Genomic DNA, 17,831 nt, shown 5'->3' on the forward strand with positions numbered 1-17,831 from the left:
AGTGGTGGGCCCCCTACGGTGTGGCCGGCTTACCGCACTGCGAGGCCAGTTCCTGCTCTTCTTCGGAGAGCGTGGGACCGGGAGCGGGGGCGCTCGGAGTGGGCTTGGCTGCGTTCGGCGGATTCTTGGCGCCAGGAGTGGTGCCGGGCTTGGGCGTGGCCGGCGGCTTCGCCGGTGTGGCCGGGGGCGGCTGCTGGGACTTCTTCTTGCAGGCGGACGCCTGAAGTGCCAGCCTCTCGATCTTTTCGCGCGCCTGCGCGAGATCGCTGGCGCCCAGCGACTCCTTGACCTCCTTGGACTGGAAGTCCGGGAGGTACTTGAGTTCGATCTCGGGGTGGTCCTTCTCGATCTTCGAGAGCGACACGAGCGGGAGGTCCTGGTCGACGCCCCGGTAGAGCGCGACGTGCTCGGCGTTGGCCCCGACGTAGTACTGGGTCTGGGTCCAGCGGTAGCCGCCGTACAGACCGCCGCCCACGACGATCAGGGCGAGCGCCAGGTAGACGGATCTTTTGAACCACTTGCGGCCCGGGGACTTCACGAAGTCCTCGCCGTTGTACATGTCGAACGTGTCGTCGGGCATGCCGCCGCCGTAGCCGCCGCTGCCTGCCGGGCCGAAGTTCCCCGAGGGGGACTGGGCCTGCGGCGGAGGCGTGGGACGGCCGAGTCCGGCGGCCCGCCCGGCGGGGGTCTCCATGGCGCGGGTGTCGCCGAGCTGCATCTGGTTCTCGGCGACGGCGCCGACCACGACGGGGGTGTCGTTGAGCTGCCCGGCGAGGGTGTCGTTGCCGTCGACGTCCAGGACGTCGGCGACGATGCAGGTGATGTTGTCGGGGCCGCCGCCGCGCAGCGCCAGCTCGATCAGGTGCTGGATGGTCTCCTGCGGCCCCTGGTAGCTGGCGAGCGTCTCCTCCATCGTCTGGTGGGAGACGACGCCGGACAGGCCGTCGGAGCAGATCAGATAGCGGTCGCCGACCCGCACCTCGCGGATCGAGAGGTCGGGTTCGACGTGGTCGCCACTGCCGAGCGCCCGCATGAGCAGGGAGCGCTGCGGGTGGGTGGTGGCCTCTTCCTCCGTGATGCGGCCCTCGTCGACGAGGCGCTGCACCCAGGTGTGGTCCTGGGTGATCTGGGTGAGGACGCCGTCGCGCAGCAGGTATGCCCGGGAGTCGCCGACGTGGACCAGGCCCAGGCGCTGTCCGGTCCACAGCAGGGCGGTGAGCGTGGTGCCCATGCCCTCCAGCTGGGAGTCCTCCTCGACCATCATGCGCAGCTGGTCGTTGGCGCGCTGGACGGCGGTGCCCAGGGAGGTCAGGATGTCCGACCCGGGTACGTCGTCGTCGAGCTGGACCAGGGTCGAGATCACCTCGGAGGAGGCGACCTCGCCGGCGGCCTGGCCGCCCATGCCGTCGGCGATCGCGAGAAGGCGGGGGCCGGCATAACCGGAGTCCTCGTTCCCCTCCCGGATCATGCCCTTGTGCGATCCGGCGGCGAAGCGCAGGGACAGACTCATACGCACCTCGCCCGTCGGCTCCGGGTACACCGGGTTTCGAGCCACACTGCCCACCCTCCGGTCGGGAGCGCGCTCAGGCCCGTGGCCAGGGCGCTGTGGCCCTGTGCCGGGACCGCTGCGGCTCGCTCGCTCCGCTCGCTCATTGTCGTACTACTTCCGCAGCTCGATGACGGTCTTGCCGATGCGGATCGGTGCGCCCAGCGGAATCGGTTGCGGCGTGGTGAGCCGGTTCCGGTCGAGATAGGTGCCGTTGGTGGATCCCAGGTCCTCGACGATCCAGTTGCCGTCGCGGTCCGGGTAGATCCTGGCATGCCTGCTGGACGCGTAGTCGTCGTCCAGCACGATCGTCGAATCGTGCGCCCGGCCCAGCGTGATCGTCTGCCCCTGGAGCGCCACCGTGGTTCCGGTGAGGCTGCCTTCGGAGACGACCAGCTTGGTCGGCGCGCCGCGGCGCTGCCGCTGCTGTTGCTGGGGTGGGGCGGCCTGTTGGCGCCCCCCGCCGGTGTTCTGCTGTTGTTGGGCACGCGTGTCGGACGCATTGCCGCGGCGTGAGCCGCGCTGCGTGACACGTGTGCCGAACAGGTCGCTGCGGATGACCTGGACGGCCACAATTACGAATAGCCACAGGACAGCTAGGAAACCTAGCCGCATGACCGTCAGGGTCAGCTCTGACATTGCCCCCGCTTCACCCTTCGGCTTGCCGGTAAACGATGGTGGTGCTGCCCACGACGATCCGCGAGCCGTCGCGGAGCGTAGCGCGGGTGGTGTGCTGCCCGTCCACCACGATGCCGTTGGTGGACCCCAGGTCCTGGATCGTCGAGGGCGTTCCGGTACGGATTTCGCAGTGCCGGCGGGAGACGCCGGGGTCGTCGATCCGTACGTCGGCTTCGGTGCTGCGTCCCATCACGAGGGTGGGGCGGGAGATCTGGTGGCGGTTGCCGTTGATCTCGATCCAGCGTCTGATCTGGGTGCCGGGCAGCGGGCCGGGGCCCGCTCCGGGGGTCCGCCGGTCGGCCGTCGGCGCGGGGCGCGCAGGGCCGCCGGGCGGGGCCTGCGGCATGGGAGGTGCGCCGCCGGAGGACGCGGGCGGATATCCGTAACCGCCGCCGCCCCGGGGGGCGGAGGGGGTGCCGGGACCGCTGTCCGGTGCGGCGACCTGCGAGGTACTGGAAGCGAGCGTGCGGCTGCGTACCCGGTAGAGGCCGGTGTCCAGGTCCTCCGCCTTCTCCAGGTGGACCTTGATCGGTCCCATGAAGGTGTAGCGCTGCTGCTTCGCGTAGTCGCGGACCAGGCCGGAGAGTTCGTCGCCCAGCTGGCCGGAGTACGGGCTCAGTCGCTCGTAGTCCGGGGTGCTGAGCTCGACGATGAAGTCATTGGGGACGACGGTCCGCTCGCGGTTCCAGATCGTCGCGTTGTTGTCGCACTCGCGCTGCAGGGCGCCGGCGATCTCGACGGGCTGGACCTCCGACTTGAAGACCTTGGCGAAGGTGCCGTTGACCATGCCTTCGAGCTTTTGTTCGAAACGCTTCAGGACTCCCATGGGGCACCTCCTCCGTCGTTGTCGTCCTGGTACTGCTTACTGATCGTATCCACGCGCCGGGAAAACGGCTGGTTCCCCTTGTCCGCCCAGTCCATGAGTGTCACCCCTCACAAGGGATCGTAGAGGTGGCTTCCTGACAGTGTCCCGTACGCGTCCCGCTCCCTTGAGGAGTGGGTGCTGGAGGCGGACGTTCCACTGGCGGGTCCCCGCAAACTATGCGTGTGAATCCACCCCGGCCAGCGTGCTAATCTTCTTCTTGTCGCCAGCCGGTCGCACAAACCAGTGCGGCAAATCGAACGACATCACTCAATGCGCGAGTGGCGGAACGGCAGACGCGCTGGCTTCAGGTGCCAGTGTCCTTCGGGACGTGGGGGTTCAAATCCCCCCTCGCGCACTTCAGGGATTCGGGTCCCACCGTGAAAACGGTGGGGCCCGTTTCTGCATGTCCGTTTGCTGTGCGCCGGGCGAACTGCCCCTGCCGCACGGCGCGGTGGTCGGAGGCGGTTGTGGGGCGGTCGGGTCTCTTCGGTGTCGGTGCGGTCGTCACGACGGTGCTGGCAGCGGCGCAGCAGTTGATGCTGGCCGCCGGTCTCGGGGGCTGGCTGCCCGGCTGGCAGCCGTGGCCCTATCTGCTGCTCGCCGCGGTGCTGTGGCTCCTGGCGAAGCCCTGGTGGCTGAGGAACGGGCCGCGGCCCCACGGAGTTCCCGGCCCCGCACCCGGCTTCTGGATGCGCGCCGAGGCGTGGCTCCGGCGGGTCCCGGCGTGGCTGTACGTCGTCGTGGTGCTGGCCCTGGCCGCCGGGGCGTGGGCGTGGCTGCAGGACTTCGAGCCGTATCTCGGTCACGAGGAAGCGGTCTACGCGAACAAGGCGCGGTTCTGGCTGGACGGCACCCCGGACGCCGGCTGGGGCGTCTACCGGCCGCTCGGCCTGCCCGCGCTGGGCACGGTCGCGCTGTGGCTGTCGGGCTACGAGGGGTACGCCTCCGGCAGCGGCACGGGGGCACTGCGGGCGGTGGCCCTGGTGCTGGCGCTGGCGATGCTCTGCACGACGTATCTCGTGGCGCGCGCGTGGACGACGCCGCGGCGGGCCGTGGTGGTGGTCCTGGTTCTGCTGAGCGGACTGGGATTCCTGCGACGGGTGCCCGAGTACCTCAACGACATCGGCTCCACCGCACTGCTGCTGACCGTGGTGTTCCTGCTGGCCACGGCAGTGGAACGGGCCGGGACGAAAGCGGGCGCCCGGGCGCTGCTGTGGGTGCCCTTCGTCGCGCTGGCCGCCTTCTATCTGCGCTACGGAGTGGTCGGAAACCTTGTGGCGGTCGCCCTCGCGGGGATCCTCGCCTACGGGCCGCGGGCCTGGCTGGCGCTCGGATGGCGACTGTGGGCCGCGGTCGGAGTGCTCGCCCTGGGGCTCGTGCCCCACTTCCTTTATGCCGTGGAGCGGACCGGTAAACCTCTCGGGATGATCCTGTCGGCGACTTCGCAGGCCAACCGGGAGTACGTGGGCGACGGGCTGGTCTATTACCTGAGCGTCTTCCCGTACCGGCTGGCCGGGGACCTGGGTGCGGTGGTGATGGCGGCCGGGGTGTGCGCGGCCTTCGCGGCCTGGCGGCGGACGCGCAAGGGGGCCGAGGGACCCCGGGGGCGTACGGAGGACCGGCGCCGGGTGTTCCTGGGGGCCGCGGCACTGCTGGTGTTCGTGGTGCTGGGGGTGGCGACGGACGGCGAACCGCGCTTCGTCTACCTGCCGGTGACCCTGCTCACGATCCTCGGCGTCCAGGCTGTGGCGGAGCTCACGCGCGCGTGGGCGCCCCGCGTGCTCGCCGTGGTGGCGGCCCTGGCCGCGCTGACGGTGCTCGGTACGGCACAGGTGGTGGCACACGGAGCGATGCCCGGACCGACGTCCCTGGGCACCTCGACGGTGCCGGTGGCGCGGGCGCTCGCGGCACAGGACGGCGAACGCTGCCTGATCGTCACCGGATACGAGCCGGAGTTCGGCTGGTACTCGGGGTGCGACGCGCTGACGTACCGGCAGTACGGGCAGCTGCGCGCGGAGGGGACGCAACTCCCGCGGGGCACGCGCGTCAGCTTCGTACGGTTCGAGAAGGGACGACTGCAGCCGGACGCGGCGGGAGTGCGGCGGCTGATCGGCGGCCGGGACGCGACGCTGCTGCGGATGCCGGCCGCGGAGGGCGGGTCGGCGGGGGCGGCGACGGTGTGGAGCGTGCGCTTCTAGGAACTGCGGGGCTCCCGTGGCCCGATGGGTGCGCGGGGGCAGGTGGGGGCCTGGCGTCGAACGGGGGCACGGGGACGGGTGGGGGCCTGGCGTCGGGCGGGAGTGCGGGGGCGGCAGTGATTCGCCGGGGTCTCAGGAGCGGCTGCCGTTGTTGTAGCGCAGGAGGTAAGCGGCGAAGCGGCTGAGGTCGTCCTCGCTCCAGTCGGCGAGGCGCTCCTGGTAGGCGGCATGCCGACTGGCGTGGGTCGCGGTGAGGGCGGCGGCGCCCGCTTCCGTGGGGTGCAGAACCTGGACGCGGTGGTCGTCCGGGTCGGGCCGGCGTTCGACCAGGCCGAACTTCTCCAGGGTGCTGAGCTGCCTGCTGACGGTGGACTTGTCGAGCATGTAGTGGGCGGCGAGGTCGGTGGCACGGCAGCCCCGCTGGTCGTGGATGTGCGCGAGGAGCGTGTACGAGACCAGCGGCAGGTCCGGGTGGAGCCGGGCGGCGGTGGCACGCGCCCGGCGGGCGAACGCGGTCAGCTCGCGCTCGATGGTGTCGACGGCTGTGGTGCGCCGCGGGTTCTGGTGGGTCATGAGGCGTTTTGCCCTCCACTCGATTGGTTGTAGAGTACATCGAATCAGGTGGTTGTAATTGCCAACCACTCTCGTGTCCTTCTGGAGTCTGTTGATGTCTGCGTCCCCCCTGAGCAAGAGCGGTGCGGGAGCGTCGCTGCGGCACGTCCTCGGTCACCTCGTCACCCCACTGCTGATGTGCGTCGGCATGGGGCTGGCGTACCTCGGCGCCTTCCACGCACCCGAACCGCACCAGCTGCGGGTGGACGTCGTCGGCTCGGGGCCGAGCGCGCAAGTCCTGGCGCAGACGCTGCACGACAAGGGGGAGGGAGCCCTCGACGTCCGTACGGTCACGGACAGGGCGCAGGCCCGGGCACAGCTCCTGGACCGGCAGGTGTACGGCGCATACGTACCGGGCGAGAAGCCCGAACTGATGGTGGCCACGGCCGGGTCGGACACGACGGCGACCGTGGTGCAGAAGGTCTTCACGAAGGTGGCGGCCGAGCAGGGAGAGCCGCTCAAGGTGACGGACGTGGCACCGGTGTCCGCGGGCGACCCGACGGGACAGGGGCTCTTCTTCCTGCTCGTCGCGCTCAGCATCGGCTCCTATGCCTCCGTCGCGGTGATCGGCGGAGCCGGCGCCGTCCTGCCGCTGCGGATCAGGGCGCTGCTCGCCGCGGGGATGTCACTCGTCGTCAGCGGGATCGGCGCAGTCTTCGCGGGGCCGCTCTTCCACCTGGTGGACCAGGGGCTGCCCGGGGTGTGGGCGATGTCCTGGATCTACTCCGCAGGCATCCTGCTGATCGGCGTCGGCCTGCACACCTTCCTCAAGCGGTGGACGACGCTGGGCGTGATGGTGCTGTTCGTGATGCTCAACTTCACCAGCTCCGGCGGCATCTTCAGGCCCGAGCTCCAGTCCGGCTTCTTCGCCGCACTGCACTCCTTCTGGAACGGCGCCGGCTTCATCGAGGGCGCCCGCGGGCACGTCTACTTCGACGGGAACGGAGTGGGGCGCAGCGTGCTGGTGCTGACGTTGTGGTTCGTGGCGGGCCTGGCCGTGATGGGCGCCGCAGGGCTGTTCGAGGCGGCCCGGCGGCGGAGGGTGGCGCCGGGGGCGCACGCGGCCCACGCGCACCCCGCCCATGGCGTTCCTGCGGGGAGTGAGGTGGCGGACGACCGCGCGGCCTCCTCGGGGCGCTCGGCACCGGCGGAGACGGAAGAGGAACTGGAGGAGGCCGTCGGCGTCTGAGCCGGTGGTGAACAGAAGCGGTGGGAGCGGCCCCGGACCTGGTCCGGGGCCGTTCTTCATACTTTTCCCCGGTTGTCCACAGGGGACCTGCGCACCTCCTCGACAACAGGGCTACGGTCATGAGGAGTTGATTTCCCAGCCGCCGGACACGGCCGCTGACGAGCAGGACGACGTACGAACGGGGGTGGCGGCACGTGATGAACGAGGCCGGTTACGGAGCGGGGACAGCCCGGCGGATTCCCCAGGTCGAGGGATTCGCGCCGCGTGCGACGGCAGCCGGACAGCCGCAGTCGCGGAAGGCGGAGGGCAAGGCGCTGCGGAAGCAGGTGCCGCGCGCGGCCCATCGGGCACTGACACTGGACGCGGGACGGCCGGACGCGGTCCGCGCCGTGGAGGAATCCAGCCGGGGCCGGGTCGCCTCGCTCACCCCGATACGGGTGGGCCGGATGGCGGCCTCCCCCTTCTCCTTCCTGCGCGGTGCGGCAGGACTCATGGCGCACGACCTGGCGGGCGGGCCCGTCACCGGCATAGCCGCCCAACTGTGCGGGGACGCGCACGCGGCGAACTTCGGTCTCTACGGGGACGCCAGAGGACGGCTGGTCATCGACCTCAACGACTTCGACGAGACGGCGATCGGGCCGTGGGAGTGGGACGTCAAGCGGCTCGCTTCCTCGCTGGTGCTGGCAGCCCGCGAGGCGGGCGCCGACGAGGACACCTGCCGGAAAGGGGCATTCGACGCCGTCGGCGCATACCGGCGGACCATGCGGCTCATGGCGAAAATGCCCGTGGCCGAGGCGTGGAACGCGATAGCCGACGAGGAACTCGTCTCGCACACCGACGCCAGAGACCTGCTCGGCACGCTGGAGCAGGTCTCGGAGAAAGCCCGCAAGAACACCAGTGCCCGGTTCGCCGCCCGGTCCACGGAGCAGACCGACAACGGTGGCCGGCGGTTCGTGGACGCTCCGCCGGTACTGCGACGGGTGCCGGACGCGGAGGCAGCGGCGGTGGCCTCGGCCCTCGGCGAGTACCTGGGGACCGTCTCGGAGGACCGGCTGCCGCTGCTCGCCCGGTACGCGATACACGATGTGGCCTTCCGGGTCGTCGGCACCGGCAGCGTCGGCACCAGGTCGTACGTAGTGCTGCTGCTCGATCACCTCGGCGAGCCGCTGGTGCTCCAGGTGAAGGAGGCGCGGGCCTCGGTCCTCACCCCCTACCTGCCGAAACTGGGCTTCGGGATACCGGAGCCGGTCCACGAGGGGCGGCGGGTGGTGCTCGGACAGAAGCGGATGCAGGTGGTCAGCGACATCCTGCTCGGCTGGTGCACCGTCGGCGGACTGCCTTTCCAGGTGAGGCAGTTCAGGAACAGGAAGGGGAGCGTGGACCCGGCGGCCCTGGCAGCCGACCAGGTGGACGACTACGGGCGGATGACGGGCGCGTTGCTGGCGAGGGCCCACGCACACAGCGCAGACCCGCGGACCGTGGCCGGTTACCTCGGCAAGAACGAAGAGTTCGACGAAGCGGTCGCCGACTTCGCGGTGGCCTACGCGGACCGGACCGAGGCGGACCACGCCGTCCTGACCGAGGCGATCAGGAACGGGAGGATCCCGGCGGAGCTGGGGGTGTGAGGCGGGGGTGAGGCGTGGGGTGGGCCGGGGGTGGGGGGAGGGGGAAGGGCCCCCTCCTGGGGGCGGGACCGTACGCTGGACCGGTGACTCAGGATGCCGCCGGGAACCCGGTTACCCCCGACGAAGATGTGCAGGCCGCCGAGGGTACGGGCGGTGCACGCCCCGAGGCGCGTCTGGAGAGGGCGGTGGGGGTTGCCGAGCAGGCGTTGATCGAGTTCGAGATCGCGGTGGACACCTTCCGGATCGAGGTGGAGAACTTCTCCCGGCTGCACCACCAGAAGCTCGGCCCGATGTACGCGCGGCTGGACGAGCTGGACGCCCAGATCGCCGAGGCGCGGGCGCGGCACACCGGGGACCCGGAGGATCTGGCCAAGGCGCGCGAGGCGCGGGCGCTGGTCATGCCGATGCCCGGGGTGGAGGAGCTCTTCCACGACTGGATGGACTCCGACGGGCTTTCGCCGGAAGCCGCCGCGATGCTGACCGATCAGCCGGTGCGCCCGCCGGAGCGGGTGCGTCCCAGTGAGGAGGCCCGGAAGCTGTACCGGGATCTGGTCCGCAAGGCCCACCCCGACCTGGCGCGGGAGGAGGGCGAGCAGCGGCGGCGCGAGGAGTTCATCAGCCGCGCCAACGCCGCTTACGCCCGGGGTGACGAGAAGCTGCTGCGCGAACTCGCCGAGGAGTGGGCGGCCGGCCCGGTGCCCGAGGTGCGGCTCGGTCAGAGCGAGGAATTGTACGCGCGGCTGGAGTGGCTCTCGCGGCGCAAGGAGCTTCTGACGGTCGTTGCCCGCGACCTCGAGGAGAGCGCCATCGGGTCGATGCTGCGGATGGCGCCGGACGACCCGGACCGGCTCCTGGAGGAGATCGCCGAACAGCTGCTCGCGCAGGTGTCCGAGCGTGAGGCCGAGCTGGCCCGGTGGGTGCAGTAGCGTTTTCGGGCGGTGGTGCTTTCCGGCCGCGGGCCGGGCAGGCGCTGAGTGATCTGTTGGTCTGTTCGGGATCCGCGTGTGGACGGGATCTGTGTGTACGAGAGAAGGCTTGACCCATGAATTTCGCCTCCATGCCCTCGGTGGACGTCGCATCGGTACCCGTCGAAGGCCTGGTGCTGGACGTCCGGGAGGCCGACGAGTGGGCGGCCGGGCACGTCGAGGGTGCGCTGCATGTGCCGATGAGTGACTTCGTCGCCCGGTTCGGCGAGGTCACCGAGGCGGTGGCGGACGGCCGCCGCGCCCATGTCATGTGCCGGGTCGGCGGGCGGTCCGCGCAGGTCACCCAGTACCTGGTGCAGCAGGGCATCGACGCGGTGAACATCGAGGGCGGGATGCTCGCCTGGGACGGCGCCGGGCGGCCGATGGTGGCGGAGGGCGACGCTCCCGCCTTCGTCCTCTGACCGGCCGCCCGGGAACGGGGTGCTTCGACGCTAGTCGAGCGGATGGGCGGCCAGCAGGTCGCCCAGCGCTTCCTCGTGTGCGGCGGCCGGGCCGAGGCTGAGCTCCAGTTGTTTGGCCCAGGCGTGGTAGCGGTGCAGCGGGTAGTCGGTGTCCGCGCCGAATCCGCCGTGCAGGTGCTGTGCCGTCTGCACGGTGCGGCGCACGCCGTCGGAGGCCCAGATCTTCGCCACCGCCACGTCTCCGGCGAGGGGCAGGGCCCCGCCCGCGGCCGTACCGAGTCGCCAGGCCGCCTGCCACAGGGTGGCTTCCATGGCTCGCAGGTCGATGTAGCGGTCGGCGGCCTGGACGGCGACCGCCTGGAAGGTGGCGACCGGGAAGCCGAACTGTTCGCGCCGTGAGGTGTATGCGGCGGACATGCTCAGCACCTGTTCGCCGAGGCCGAGTGCCTGGGCGCAGGTGCCGACGGTGAGCAGGGCCCGCAGCCATTCCCAGGCAGACCCGTCGGCGATGACCTCGTGGCGCCGCACGGTGACGGAGTCGAGGACGACCTCGGCGAGGAGTTCGCCGCTGGTGGAGTACTGGTCGGCGAGGGTGACGCCGGTACGGTCGGGGGGGACGAGGGCGAGTACGGTGTGGCGCTCGTCCGTCCGGGCCGGGACCGCGATCAGATCCGCGTGCTGTGCCCAGGGCACCGCGGTCTGGACTCCGTCGAGCACCCAGCTTCCACCCGCCGCCTCGCCGGGTGCGCCGTCGTCCACGTGCCGTGCGGTGACGGCATTCTCGGCCGGCTCGTGGCCGGTGCGGCCGTTGGCGCCGGCGGTCAGGACCAGTTCGCCGCGTCCTGTTGCGGGCAGGACGGCGTGGGCCAGTTCCTTGTCCCCGTATCGCTGTACGGCCAGGGCGACCGCGCTCGTCTCCAGCAGGGGCACGCGGGCGAGCACCTTCGCGGACTCCCGCAGGACCAGGCACAGGGCCACCGGGTCGAGGCCGGCCCCGCCGTGTTCCGGGGCCAGCAGGAGGCTCAGCAGGTCGGCGGCGGCCAGCTTGGCCCACAGTGGGCGGTCGAAGTCGTCGGCGACCGCTCCCGTGGTGAGGGCCGGACTGAGCACCGTGTCGGGTGCCACCCCGGAGAAGACGGCGCGTGCCGCTTCCGTGGCGGCCTGCTGCTCCTCGGTGAAGGTGAAGTCCATTGTCCTGCCCTCCCATTGCCGTGTGCACGGCCGCACCGTGCCTTATCTGACGGTGCGTCAAGATAGAACACGTTCTACGGGAAAGGAATGGCGGGGGCGGCGTTCCTGGCGGTGGTGGCGCTCAGCGGTCGAAGTCCAACTCCACTTCTCCGGTGGCCGGATGGGACTGGCAGGCCAGGACGTACCCTGCCTCCGTCTCCTCCTCCTCCAGTGCGTAGTTGCGCTCCATCCGCACCTCACCGCGCACCAGGAACGCCCGGCACGTCCCGCAGACCCCGCCCTTGCACGCGTACGGCGCGTCCGCACGGGCCCGCAGCACGGTGTCCAGGAGCGATTCGCCGTCCTGTACGGGCCAGGTGCCGGAGCGGCCGTCGAGCGTCGCGGTCAGGGAGCCGCCCACGGCGGCGGGCACCGAAACGGCCGGGGCGGCGGACGACGGTCCGTCGTCGACGTGGAATATCTCCTCGTGGATCCGGTCCCGGGCGACCTTGAGCCCGCGCAGCGCACGCTCGGCGCCCTGCACCAGTCCGAGCGGCCCGCACAGGTACCAGCCGTCGATGTCCGACACCGGCAGCAGGGCGGGCAGCAGGTGGGTCAGCCGCTCCTCGTCGAGCCGCCCCGACGGCAGCCCCGACTGCTGTTCCTCCCGGGACAGCGCTGTGACCAGTTGGAATCTGCCGGGGAAGCGGTCCTTGAGGTCGGCGACCTCCTCCAGGAACATCGTGGAGGCGGCTGTCCGGTCACTGCGGATCAGGCAGAACCTGGCGTCCGGGCGGCGGGTCAGCAGCGTCGTCGCGATCGACAGCACGGGGGTGATCCCGCTGCCACCGACGACTGCCGCGAAGTACCCGTCGCGCGGCTCCAGGGTGAACCGGCCCATCGGCGGCATCGCCTCGACGGTGTCCCCGACCAGCAGTTCCTTGAGAGCGTACGTGGAGTAGGCGCCGCGGTCGACGAGCCGGATGCCGACGCGCAGCACCGGCTCGTCCGGGGCCTCGACCGCGGGTGCGCAGATCGAGTACGTACGCCGGATCTCCTGCCCGTCCACGACCCGCCGCAGCGCCAGGTGCTGGCCCGGCAGGTGCCGGAAGGTCTCGTGCAGCTCGGGCGGTACGGCGAGAGTGACGGCCACCGCATCGTCGGTGAGCCGCTCGATGCCCCGGACCAGGAGCGGGTGGAACGGCATCTACAACTCCTTGAAGTGGTCGAAGGGTTCACGGCAGGACACGCAGCGGCGCAGTGCTTTGCACGCGGTGGAGGAGAAGCGGCTGAGCAGCTCGGTGTCGATGGATCCGCAGTGCGGGCAGCGGATGGCGAGGGACAGCGGTATCGGCTCGTGGGCCACCTCGCGGGTGGTGCGTGGGGGTGCGATGCCGAATTCGGCCAGTTTGCGCCGTCCCTCGGCGCTGATGTCGTCCGTCGACCAGGCCGGGGAGAGGACGGTGCGGACGGTGACCTCGGCCATGCCGCCGCTGTCGTGCAGTATCTGCTCGATGTCGGCGGACATCGCCTCGATCGCAGGGCAGCCGGTGTAGGTCGGGGTCAGTTCGACCTCGACCCTGCCGGGTCCGGACACATGGACGGTGCGCAGCACGCCCAGTTCGGCCAGGGTGAGTACGGGAAGTTCGGGGTCGGGCACCGAACCTGCCAGGCGGCGGAGCTCCTCCTCCAGCGGGGTGAGCGGGGTGCCGGTCACCATGTCGCCCCCGGGTGGCTGCGGTGCAGATGCTGCATTTCGGCGATCATGCGGCCGAAGGGTTCGGTGTGCAGTCCCTGGCGTCCGGCGCCGGCAGTCCATGCGCCGGTGCGCGGGCCCTGGGGGACGGTCAGCGTCGCCTGCTCCAGTACGCCCGTCACCGATTGCAGCCAGTCGGCTTCCAGGGTCTTCCAGTCGACGCCTTCCAGGCCGTCGACGCTCTGGAAGGGCTCGCCGGTGAACCGCCACAGCGCGTCGGCCGCGTGCTGCATCCGGCCGTGGCTCTCCTCGGTGCCGTCGCCCAGCCGCAGGGTCCACTGCTCGGCGTGGTCGCGGTGGTACGCCGTCTCCTTGACCGCCTTCGCGGCGAGGGGGGCGAACTCGCTCGTTCCAGTGGCGAGTTGTCCGTACAGCAGGTGTTGGTAGGTGGAGAAGTAGAGCTGCCGGGCGAGGGTGTGGGCGAAGTCGCCGTTCGGCTGCTCGACGAGCTGGAGGTTGCGGAAGGCCCGCTCCTCGCGGAGATACGTCAGCTCGTCCTCGTCACCGACCAGGGAGAGCAGGATGCGGGCCTGGCCGAGCAGGTCGAGTGCGATGTTGGCGAGGGCGACCTCCTCCTCCAGGACGGGGGCGTGTCCTGCCCACTCCCCGAGCCGGTGGGAGAGGATCAGGGCGTCGTCGCCCAGGGCGAGGGCGGCGGGGTGCGTCGTAGGTGCCGTGGTCACAGGTGCTTCACCCCGTCGGGGATCTCGTAGAAGGTGGGGTGCCGGTAGGGCTTGTCGCCGGCCGGTTCGAAGAAGGAGTCCTTCTCGTCCGGGGAGGAGGCCGTGATTTCGGTGGAGGGGACCACCCAGAGGGAGACGCCTTCCGACCTGCGGGTGTAGAGGTCGCGGGCGTTGCGCAGGGCCATGTGTGCGTCGGGGGCGTGCAGGCTGCCGGCGTGTGTGTGGGACAGTCCGCGGCGCGAGCGCACGAACACCTCCCACAGTGGCCAGTCCTGGTGCGAAGCCGTGCCGCTCATGCTGTCGTCCCCCTCGTGTGCTCCGTGCCGGCAGGGCGTGTGGTGATGTCGCTGCGCTTGGCCGCGTACGCCGCGGCGGCGTCGCGCACCCAGGCGCCTTCGTCGTGCGCCTGGCGGCGCTGGGTGATCCGTTGCTCGTTGCAGGGCCCGTTGCCCTTGAGTACGTCCCAGAACTCGGTCCAGTCGATGGCGCCGAAGTCGTAGTGCCCGCGTTCCTCGTTCCACCGCAGGTCGGGGTCGGGGAGGGTGAGGCCCAAGGAGGCGGCCTGGGGGGCGGCGATGTCGACGAAGCGCTGGCGCAGTTCGTCGTTGGAATGCCGCTTGATCTTCCATTCCATGGACTGGGCGGAGTGCGAGGACTCGTCGTCGGGCGGGCCGAACATCATCAGTGACGGCCACCACCACCGGTTCACCGCGTCCTGTGCCATTGCGTGCTGCTCGGGGGTGCCGTTCGACAGGGCGAGCAGGGACTCGTATCCCTGGCGCTGGTGGAAGGACTCCTCCTTGCAGATGCGGACCATGGCGCGGGCGTAGGGCCCGTAGGAGCAGCGGCAGATCGGGACCTGGTTGGTGATGGCGGCGCCGTCCACCAGCCAGCCGATTGCGCCGACGTCTGCCCAGGTCAGGGTGGGGTAGTTGAAGATCGAGGAGTACTTCTGGCGGCCGGAGTGGAGTTTGTCGAGGAGTTCGTCGCGGCCGGTGCCGAGCGTTTCGGCGGCGCTGTAGAGGTACAGGCCGTGGCCCGCTTCGTCCTGGACCTTCGCCATCAGGATGGCCTTGCGACGCAGCGAGGGGGCTCGGGTGATCCAGTTCGCTTCCGGCTGCATGCCGATGATCTCGGAGTGCGCGTGCTGGGCGATCTGTCGTACGAGGGAGGCGCGGTACGCGTCCGGCATCCAGTCGCGTGGCTCGATGCGCTCGTCGGCGGCGACGGCTGCGTCGAACGCTGCTTCGTGCGCCGCTTCCGTCCCCGGCGGGGTCTGCTTTGCCGTCACTGTCGTCATCCTGGCCCCCTGAGCCACCTACCGACCGATCGTTCGGTTCGTTGGCTTCAATGGTGGGGCGGCGGCCCGTAGGGTGTCAACCTCTGTGGATAACTGGCCGACACGTGCTGATCGGGGCGGGATGGATTCGTACGACGAGAAGGCCGGTACCGGCCCCGTCAGCAGCGACGGTGCCGCCACCGCCGACTCGGCCGAAGCCGCCGGCCGGCCCGGAATCGGCGGCCTGTCCTTCCGCTCCCGGATCGTCGCCGCGCTGGCGCTGGCGCTGATCGGTGTCACCGCCCTCGTCCACCTCGGCATGGTGTTTCTGCACGTCGGCCCGCCCAATACGCTGAGCAAGAAGAACGCGCGGCTGGTCGACTCCTGGATCAATCCCGAGTTCGAACAGAACTGGAAGCTCTTCGCGCCCAACCCGCTCCAGCAGAACGTCGCTGTCCTGGCACGTGCCCAGATCCGTACTGAGGCGGGCCAGTGGCGCACCACGGAGTGGATCGACTTCACCGCGCGGGACGCGGAGAAGATCCGCGGCAGTCTGCTGCCCAGCCACTCCTTCCAGAACGAGCTGCGCAGGGGCTGGGACTTCTTCACCGGCTGGCACGACGAGAAGAACCAGTCCCTCGGCATGCGCGGGGACCTCTCCGAGCGGTACGTGCGGCGTATCGTGCTGGAGCGGATGTCCGAGCTCGACATGGGCGGAGCCGTCGTCCGCATCCAGGTGCGCTCGCGCACCACCCTGGTGAAGCCCCCGCCGTGGAGCACGGAGAAGGCCACCGTCACGCCCGTCTACCGGCAGCTGCCCTGGTGGACGGTGACGCCGGCCGACCTCACCGAGGTCGCCGAAGAGGCAGGGGTGACCAAGTGAGCACGTCCGCGCCCGGGCAGCCTGCCCGCCGCCTCGTCCGGAAACTGAGAGGCGTCCTCGGACAGGGCGCCCAGCGGGTCACGGCGGCCGCTCTCGGTCCCTACCAGAGCGCCGTCATCCGCATCGGGTTCTCCGCCACCTGGCTGCTCTTCCTGCTGCGCGAGATCCCCCACCGCCACGAGCTGTACGGTCCCCAGGGCCCGTGGAGCTGGGACATGGCGCAGAAGATCGTCACCGACAACAAGGCGTTCTCCGTCCTGATGTGGACGGACAGCGCCCTGTGGTTCGAGTTCGTGTACGTCGTGGCGATGGCGGCCTGTGTCCTGCTGATGATCGGCTGGCGCACCAGGACCATGTCCGTCCTGTTCATGATCGGCGTGCTGTCCCTGCAGAACCGCAGCGTCTTCATGGGCGACGGCGGCGACAACGTCATCCATCTGATGGCGATCTACCTGGTGCTGACCCGCTGCGGACAAGTGTGGTCGCTGGACGCGCGGCGGGTACGGACCGCCGGAGGTGTCCTCGCCGCGGTGGCACGCGACCGGGTGGGCCCCGCCCTCTGGGCGGTGCTCGGTGCGGCCCTCGCGGCGGTCACCTTCCTGGGCCTCATGAGCTGGGGCTGGCTGCTGGTCTTCTGGACGCTGCTGCTGGCCCAGGCCCTGTGGTGGGGGGCGTGCAGGTACGCGGGCGGCGAGCCGCGGCTCCTGCTCGACGTCCTGGCCAACCTCCTGCACAACACGACACTGCTCGTGATCATGGCCGAGGTGTGTTTCGTCTATGCGACGGCCGGCTGGTACAAGGTGCAGGGCTCGCGCTGGCAGGACGGCACCGCGGTCTACTACCCGCTGCACCTCGACTACTTCACCCCCTGGCCGGGCCTCTCCGGGCTGCTTGCGTCGAGCGGCGTGATGGTGATGCTGGTGTCGTACGGAACGGTGATCGTGCAGGTCGCCTTCCCCTTCACCCTGTTCAACCGGCGCGTCAAGAACGTCCTGCTGGCGGTGATGATCGTGGAGCACGCGAGCATCGCAGTGGTGCTGGGGCTGCCGTTCTTCTCGATGGCGATGATCGCCGCGGACGCCGTGTTCCTGCCGACGGTCTTCCTCGTGTGGCTGGGCGGACGGGTCTCGCGGGTACGGGCCAAGGTGCTCGGGCCGCCCGCCGCCGAGGCCGTGCGGCAGCGGCGTACGGACGAGGGGAAACAGCCCCGTACGCTCGTGGGGTGAGCAGCGAGAACACCACAGAGCCCGAGCCGGCCGGCGCCGAGCCGACGCAGTACGACGAGGGCTTCGGCACCGAGATCGGTGTCGGGCCGCACCCGCAGCCGTGGCCGAAGGGCGAGCGGTACGACCCGGAGCTGCTCGCGCACGGCGACAGGCGCAATGTCGTCGACCCGTACCGCTACTGGACACGGGAGGCGATCGTCGCCGACCTGGACACCCGGCGGCACGACTTCCATGTGGCCGTCGAGAACTGGGGCCACGACTTCAACATCGGGTCGGTGGTGCGGACCGCGAACGCCTTCCTCGCCCGGGAGATCCACATCGTGGGCCGTCGCCGCTGGAACCGGCGCGGAGCGATGGTCACCGACCGCTATCAGCATGTGCGCCACCACCCCGACACGGAGTCGCTGACCTCCTGGGCGTCGGCCGAGGGCGTACCGATCATCGGGATCGACAATCTGCCCGGTGCGGTCCCTCTGGAGCGGACCGTCCTGCCCAGACGGTGTGTGCTGCTGTTCGGGCAGGAGGGACCGGGGCTGACGGAAGAGGCGCGGAAGCACGCATCGATGGTCTGCTCGATTGCCCAGTTCGGCTCGACCCGGTCGATCAACGCCGGAGCCGCCGCGGCGATCGCGATGCACGCATGGGTACAGCGGTACGCCGAGATCTCGTAACCGGGCCTGCGGTACGCGGAGATCTCGCAGCGCGGGGCCATGTTTCACGTGAAACATGGCCCC

18 protein-coding genes and 1 tRNA gene are annotated in these 17,831 nt (G+C 70.3%); 9 read left to right on the forward strand and 10 right to left on the reverse strand.

The genetic code is table 11. From position 1 onward, the window contains the following. Positions 1 to 13: 13 nt before the first annotated feature. The 3 genes from ACFWVV_RS09325 to ACFWVV_RS09335 all read right to left on the reverse strand — a co-directional run bounded on the left by ACFWVV_RS09325 (position 14) and on the right by ACFWVV_RS09335 (position 3,050). The gene (locus tag ACFWVV_RS09325; RefSeq protein ID WP_384347809.1) at positions 14 to 1,510 is read right to left on the reverse strand and encodes a PP2C family protein-serine/threonine phosphatase; all 1,497 of its coding nucleotides are present in this window, start codon (positions 1,508 to 1,510) and stop codon (positions 14 to 16) included. A 150-nt stretch (positions 1,511 to 1,660) separates the two neighbouring features. Next, positions 1,661 to 2,185, reverse strand: coding sequence for an FHA domain-containing protein (locus tag ACFWVV_RS09330; RefSeq protein WP_384347811.1), 525 nt, complete (start codon positions 2,183 to 2,185; stop codon positions 1,661 to 1,663). 10 nt (positions 2,186 to 2,195) lie between these two features. Continuing rightward, complete coding sequence (locus tag ACFWVV_RS09335; protein WP_384347814.1) at positions 2,196 to 3,050, reverse strand: FhaA domain-containing protein; 855 nt, start codon at positions 3,048 to 3,050, stop codon at positions 2,196 to 2,198. 311 nt (positions 3,051 to 3,361) lie between these two features. On the opposite strand from ACFWVV_RS09335, the gene ACFWVV_RS09340 reads away from it, so the two are divergent. Beyond that, positions 3,362 to 3,444, forward strand: a tRNA-Leu gene (locus tag ACFWVV_RS09340). Between the two features lie 112 nt (positions 3,445 to 3,556). Continuing rightward, positions 3,557 to 5,287, forward strand: a complete 1,731-nt coding sequence (locus ACFWVV_RS09345) for a glycosyltransferase (RefSeq protein ID WP_384347817.1) — start codon at positions 3,557 to 3,559, stop codon at positions 5,285 to 5,287. A gap of 132 nt (positions 5,288 to 5,419) precedes the next feature. On the opposite strand, the gene ACFWVV_RS09350 is transcribed toward ACFWVV_RS09345, so the two are convergent. After that, the gene (locus tag ACFWVV_RS09350) at positions 5,420 to 5,860 is read right to left on the reverse strand and encodes a MarR family winged helix-turn-helix transcriptional regulator (protein WP_384347820.1); all 441 of its coding nucleotides are present in this window, start codon (positions 5,858 to 5,860) and stop codon (positions 5,420 to 5,422) included. Positions 5,861 to 5,954: 94 nt separating this feature from the next. On the opposite strand from ACFWVV_RS09350, the gene ACFWVV_RS09355 reads away from it, so the two are divergent. The 4 genes from ACFWVV_RS09355 (at position 5,955) to ACFWVV_RS09370 (ending at position 10,100) form a co-directional block, all read left to right on the forward strand. Then, the gene (locus ACFWVV_RS09355) at positions 5,955 to 7,088 is read left to right on the forward strand and encodes a hypothetical protein (protein ID WP_384347823.1); all 1,134 of its coding nucleotides are present in this window, start codon (positions 5,955 to 5,957) and stop codon (positions 7,086 to 7,088) included. A gap of 197 nt (positions 7,089 to 7,285) precedes the next feature. Beyond that, positions 7,286 to 8,713: a DUF2252 domain-containing protein gene (locus ACFWVV_RS09360; protein WP_384347825.1), complete on the forward strand. Its 1,428-nt coding sequence runs from the start codon at positions 7,286 to 7,288 to the stop codon at positions 8,711 to 8,713. A gap of 83 nt (positions 8,714 to 8,796) precedes the next feature. Beyond that, complete coding sequence (locus tag ACFWVV_RS09365; protein ID WP_384347828.1) at positions 8,797 to 9,639, forward strand: hypothetical protein; 843 nt, start codon at positions 8,797 to 8,799, stop codon at positions 9,637 to 9,639. Positions 9,640 to 9,755: 116 nt separating this feature from the next. Next, positions 9,756 to 10,100 carry a rhodanese-like domain-containing protein gene (locus ACFWVV_RS09370; protein WP_384347831.1) on the forward strand — a complete coding sequence of 115 codons (345 nt, stop codon included), beginning with the start codon at positions 9,756 to 9,758 and terminating at the stop codon, positions 10,098 to 10,100. 30 nt (positions 10,101 to 10,130) lie between these two features. Here ACFWVV_RS09370 and ACFWVV_RS09375 read toward each other — a convergent pair whose 3' ends face one another. From ACFWVV_RS09375 to paaA, 6 genes are all read right to left on the reverse strand, one after another. Beyond that, entirely contained in the window at positions 10,131 to 11,291 is a 1,161-nt protein-coding gene (locus ACFWVV_RS09375; RefSeq protein ID WP_384347834.1) for an acyl-CoA dehydrogenase family protein, read from the reverse strand. A 121-nt stretch (positions 11,292 to 11,412) separates the two neighbouring features. Beyond that, positions 11,413 to 12,477, reverse strand: a complete 1,065-nt coding sequence (locus ACFWVV_RS09380) for a 2Fe-2S iron-sulfur cluster-binding protein (RefSeq protein ID WP_384347837.1) — start codon at positions 12,475 to 12,477, stop codon at positions 11,413 to 11,415. Continuing rightward, entirely contained in the window at positions 12,478 to 12,990 is a 513-nt protein-coding gene (gene paaD, locus ACFWVV_RS09385) for a 1,2-phenylacetyl-CoA epoxidase subunit PaaD (protein ID WP_384347840.1), read from the reverse strand. Beyond that, positions 12,984 to 13,709 (reverse strand): 1,2-phenylacetyl-CoA epoxidase subunit PaaC, encoded by a 726-nt coding sequence (gene paaC, locus ACFWVV_RS09390; protein ID WP_384347842.1) that lies wholly within the window; start codon positions 13,707 to 13,709, stop codon positions 12,984 to 12,986. Before paaC ends, paaD begins: the two co-directional genes overlap by 7 nt. After that, positions 13,706 to 14,005, reverse strand: coding sequence for a 1,2-phenylacetyl-CoA epoxidase subunit PaaB (paaB, locus tag ACFWVV_RS09395; protein WP_384347845.1), 300 nt, complete (start codon positions 14,003 to 14,005; stop codon positions 13,706 to 13,708). Before paaB ends, paaC begins: the two co-directional genes overlap by 4 nt. Further along, positions 14,002 to 15,009 carry a 1,2-phenylacetyl-CoA epoxidase subunit PaaA gene (gene paaA / locus ACFWVV_RS09400; protein ID WP_384347848.1) on the reverse strand — a complete coding sequence of 336 codons (1,008 nt, stop codon included), beginning with the start codon at positions 15,007 to 15,009 and terminating at the stop codon, positions 14,002 to 14,004. The genes paaB and paaA overlap by 4 nt, the downstream gene beginning before the upstream one ends. Before the next feature lie 121 nt (positions 15,010 to 15,130). Between paaA and ACFWVV_RS09405 the strand changes: the two genes are divergently transcribed. From ACFWVV_RS09405 to ACFWVV_RS09415, 3 genes are read left to right on the forward strand one after another with little or no spacing between them, the layout of a single operon-like run. Then, positions 15,131 to 15,871: a DUF5819 family protein gene (locus ACFWVV_RS09405; RefSeq protein WP_384347851.1), complete on the forward strand. Its 741-nt coding sequence runs from the start codon at positions 15,131 to 15,133 to the stop codon at positions 15,869 to 15,871. After that, positions 15,868 to 17,097: an HTTM domain-containing protein gene (locus ACFWVV_RS09410; RefSeq protein ID WP_384347854.1), complete on the forward strand. Its 1,230-nt coding sequence runs from the start codon at positions 15,868 to 15,870 to the stop codon at positions 17,095 to 17,097. Before ACFWVV_RS09405 ends, ACFWVV_RS09410 begins: the two co-directional genes overlap by 4 nt. Then, positions 17,094 to 17,768: a TrmH family RNA methyltransferase gene (locus ACFWVV_RS09415; protein WP_384347857.1), complete on the forward strand. Its 675-nt coding sequence runs from the start codon at positions 17,094 to 17,096 to the stop codon at positions 17,766 to 17,768. Before ACFWVV_RS09410 ends, ACFWVV_RS09415 begins: the two co-directional genes overlap by 4 nt. Positions 17,769 to 17,831 lie beyond the last annotated feature (63 nt).

Source organism: Streptomyces sp. NPDC058663, assembly GCF_042716745.1.
Lineage (GTDB): Bacteria > Actinomycetota > Actinomycetes > Streptomycetales > Streptomycetaceae > Streptomyces.